This is a genomic window from Romboutsia sp. (genome assembly GCF_051659545.1).
In the GTDB taxonomy this organism is placed as follows: Bacteria; Bacillota; Clostridia; order Peptostreptococcales; family Peptostreptococcaceae; genus JBOFOR01.
On the sequence record NZ_JBOFOR010000194.1, the window covers coordinates 1 to 4,386 of the forward strand.

A 4,386-nucleotide genomic window follows, 5' to 3' on the forward strand; every position below is an offset into this window, starting at 1 on the left:
AAATAAAAGAGTACATATTAGAAAATGAACTAGCCTATGCAATATATGATAAATTTCCAGTAGGAAAAGGACATATGTTGTTTATACCGAAAAGGCATGTAAAAGATTTTTTTGATATAACTAATGAAGAAAGAGATGCAATCTTTCAACTAATAGATCAAGCAAAAAAACTACTAGATGAAAAACATTCACCAGATGCTTACAACATAGGCATAAACTGTGGTGAAGTAGCAGGACAAACTGTTATGCATGTGCACGTACATCTAATACCAAGATATACAGGAGATACATCTTGTCCTAAAGGCGGAGTTAGAGGTGTTATACCTGAAAAAATGAAATATTAATATTAAGCCTTAAAATACCTAAAGAAACAATATAATTTATATTATAGATAAAAGCCCTAAGTCATGATTAATGACATAGGGCTTAAATTAATGGTATAAGTAAAAGAAAATTGCTTCTATAAGACTGTTAATGCAAGAAGTTGTTAAAGTTATAAATAAAGGATATAATTAAATTATAAATAAGTATAAAGAGGTGAAAATATGACTGTATATTTAAATACATCTAAGCCCTATGAAAACTATAAAAAACTATATAGAACAAAATACTTTGTAGACAAAAGTTTAATAATAGAAGAACTAAATGAAAGAATAGATACAACGCAAGGATATGTATGCGTAACTAGACCTAGACGATTTGGAAAATCATCAATAATAGATATGCTAGGTGCATACTATACAAAAACTATAGATAGTAGTGATATGTTTGACACACTAGAAATTTCTAAAACTGAAGGATATAAAGAAAACTTAAATAAATATAACGTTATCAAAATAGATTTTTCTGATTTACCAGATAGAGCATATAGCTATGATGACTATATTGATAGAATAATACGTAATATCGAATATGATTTATCATTAATTTATCCGCATATATCATTTAAAGAAACTAGCTCTTTAAGTGATAAAATTTATGAAACAAAAGAAAAATTTATATTTATATTTGATGAGTGGGACTTTATATTTAATAGAGGCTTATTTGAAGAAAATCATAATGATTTTTTAGAATTTCTAAGGTTATTATTAAAAGATAAATCATATGTAGCATTAGCATACATGACAGGTATCTTACCTATCAAAAAACATTCATCAGGTTCAGCATTAAATATGTTTGAAGAATTTACATTTTTAAAAGATAGAAAATTTGAAGAATACTTTGGGTTTACAGAAGAGGAAGTAAAGAAATTATGTAGTAAAAATAAGGAAATGAACTATGAAGAATTAGAAAGATGGTACAATGGATACATGACAGCTACAGGAATTAAAATATATAATCCAAGATCTGTAGTGTTAGCTCTCTCAAATAACCATTGTCAAAGTTATTGGACAAATACAGGGGCAATGGATGAAGTATTACAATATCTTAAATATAATACTTTAGAAGTTAAAGATGATGTAATAAAAATGGTAAACGGTGAAGAAATAGAAATAGAAGTAGATGAAGAATATAGAGCAGGTCAAGGAGAACCAAGTACAAAAGAAGAAATATACTCTGCAATGATTGTATTAGGATTTTTATCATATTATGATGGATTAATAAAAATACCAAATAATGAATTAATGAAAGATTTTAAAAAATCTTTATCAGATGAGAGTTTTGGGTATGTATCACAACTAGTTAGAAATTCAAAAAATGTACTTAAGGCTACAGTAAACCAAGATAGTGAAACAATAGTAAATCATTTATCCTAGAACTTAAGAAAGATGATACGGTTGATAATGCCTTAAAATGTAAAGTTTAGAAAAGAATACGAAAATAGAGAGATATTATTGGTGGCAATTTGTTATGATTTTGATAATAAAGAGCATACTTGTAAAATAGAAAAAATATAAGGTTAGAGATATTATAGATAAAAGCCCTAAGTTATGATTAATGACTTAGGGCTTAAATTTAGTTCTAATATTTTCTATCAAACCTTGCATTTGGAGCACTTGTTTTAATAAATATCGTATAAAAATAAAATCTTATTTTTAAAAATAATAACTATTTTTATTCTTACAGTTAGTAATTTCAAACTCTTTTCTGATCTATGTATAAATATATCTAGTATGAATGCTATAATACAAAAAAAATAGTTCGGAATATATGTTCTTGGCATAGGAGTGAAATTAATTTAACATCAAGAACGCTAATAAATTAACAGATTGGTAATATAAAGTGTAAAAAAGGTTATATTCAAGTATAAATATAGTAATATCATACTTTAAACTAAATTAAAACATATTTCTAAGACATAGGTGTATAATATACATTTACAAGCACTATCAACAACGTGTGTTCTTTTTTGTTATTGACTGTTCCTTAGAAATGCACTATTATATAAGTATAAAATAAAAATATATAAAAAATAACAAATAAAAGGGGAGAATAAAATGAAAGTAATAACAGGGAAAGTAAGAATCAATTATCCAAATCTATTTATACCAAAAAAAGTAGAATACAGTGATGAATCAAGGTATTCAGTATGTATACTAATACCTAAAAATGATATTGAAACAATGGAAAAAATAAACGAAGCAATATTTAAGTCAAAAGAAAAAGGCTTATCAGTATGGGGAGATATTCCAGAAAACATAAAAACACCACTAAGAGATGGGGACTTAGAAAAACCAGGCAATGAAGCTTACCAAAACCATTATTTCGTAAACACAACTAATAAATACAAACCAGGAATAGTAAATAACTTAGTAAAGGAAATAAAAAATCCTGAAGAAATATATCCGGGCTGTTATTGTAGAGCTAGTATAGAGTTTTATCCATTTTATAAAAATAACCAATGTGGCATAGGTTGTAGTATAAAAAACCTTCAAAAAATCAGTGATGGTGAAAGTATATTAATGAGCAGTAGACCAGAAGATGACTTCACAATAATAGATGGAGATCAAATATGATCTTATACCTAGACATAGAAACCAAAAGTAATATAGATCTAGCAAAAAGCGGAGTATACGCTTATACAGAAGATAATAACTTTGAAATTTTACTAATGGCGTATGCCTTTGAAGATGAAGAAGTAAAAATAATAGAACTAGCAAATGGTGAGCCATTACCCAGTAGGGTAAAGGCCGCCATACTAGATAATAACATCACAAAATCTGCTTTTAACGCTAATTTCGAAAGAATATGTCTCTCAAAATATCTAAATACTTATTTACCACCAAAAGCTTTTAGCTGTACTCAAGGTTTAGCACTTTCTCTAGGTCTACCAACTAGTTTAGATAGTGTAGCAAAAGCCTTAAATCTAGATATACAAAAGGACACAGAAGGAAAAAGCTTAATAAAATATTTTAATAACAACAAGCCTAGTAGCCATTTAGAAAAGTGGAACAAGTTTAAGGATTATTGTAAAACAGACTGTATAGTAGAGAGAACTATAAGAAAAAAGTTAGAAAAGTACAAAATACCAGATTATGAAAAAGAAGTTTATCTAATAGACCAAGTGATAAATGACAGAGGTGTTAGAGTAGATACATCCTTTGTAAATAAAGCTATAGAGTTAAATCTATACAATGAGAAAATACTAAAAGAAAAATTACAAACTACTACTAACATTAAAAATATAAAAAGTTCTATCCAAGTAAAAAACTACTTAAAAGAAAACTTTGATATAGAAGTTGAAAGTGTAAACAAAGAAAATATAAACATACTAATTCAAAACTCGCAAAATCAAGATTTAATAGAATTTCTAAATTTAAGACAAAGTATAAACAAAACCTCAATAAAAAAATACCAAGCAATGAATCGAACAATAACAAAGGATAATACTATAAAGGGCTTATTTCAATACTATGGAGCAAATAAAACGGGCAGATGGTCAGGAAGATTGGTGCAAGTACAAAATCTACCACAGACAAATTTAGAAAAATTAGATTTGCTAAGAGGAGTAATAAAAGAACTTCCAACAGAGAAAGCCTACTCTATAATAAATAAACTAAATGAAAATACTCAAGAAGTACTATCCAAACTAATAAGAACAGCATTTATTTCCCAGGGAAATAAAAAACTAATAATCTCAGATTTTAGTGCAATAGAAGCAAGGCTATTATCCTATTTAGCTAGAGAAAAATGGAGAATAGAAGTATTTAACACTCATGGCAAAATCTATGAAGCAAGTGCAGCTAAAATGTTTAATACGGATATCAACCTAATAACAAAAGATAGCCCACTACGTCAAAAAGGAAAAATAGCAGAATTAGCTCTAGGCTATCAAGGAGGGGTAAATGCACTTAAAACCATGGGAGCAGGTAGTTTAGAAATAGAGGAAGATGACCTGTTACTATTGGTTAAACACTTTAGAAACAACAATCCTAATATAGTAAA

General features: G+C 27.5%; 4 protein-coding genes. All 4 read left to right on the top strand.

Annotation, left to right across the window (positions count from 1 at the left end; translation table 11 throughout):
* The coding region (locus tag ACRC03_RS10580; protein ID WP_438652532.1) for an HIT family protein at positions 1-344 on the top strand (344 nt) is incomplete at its 5' end.
* Positions 345-545: 201 nt separating this feature from the next.
* Positions 546-1,757, top strand: a complete 1,212-nt coding sequence (locus ACRC03_RS10585) for an AAA family ATPase (protein WP_438652533.1) — start codon at positions 546-548, stop codon at positions 1,755-1,757.
* Between the two features lie 681 nt (positions 1,758-2,438).
* Positions 2,439-2,957 carry a DUF2815 family protein gene (locus ACRC03_RS10590; RefSeq protein WP_438652534.1) on the top strand — a complete coding sequence of 173 codons (519 nt, stop codon included), beginning with the start codon at positions 2,439-2,441 and terminating at the stop codon, positions 2,955-2,957.
* A partial coding sequence (locus tag ACRC03_RS10595) for a DNA polymerase (protein ID WP_438652535.1) occupies positions 2,954-4,386 on the top strand: 1,433 nt, incomplete at its 3' end. The genes ACRC03_RS10590 and ACRC03_RS10595, both read left to right, overlap by 4 nt.

Excerpts from the sequence above, each read along its gene's own strand:
- ACRC03_RS10585 (WP_438652533.1), top strand. The coding sequence starts at position 546 with ATGACTGTATATTTAAATACATCTAAGCCCTATGAAAACTATAAAAAA.
- ACRC03_RS10590 (WP_438652534.1), top strand. The coding sequence starts at position 2,439 with ATGAAAGTAATAACAGGGAAAGTAAGAATCAATTATCCAAATCTATTT.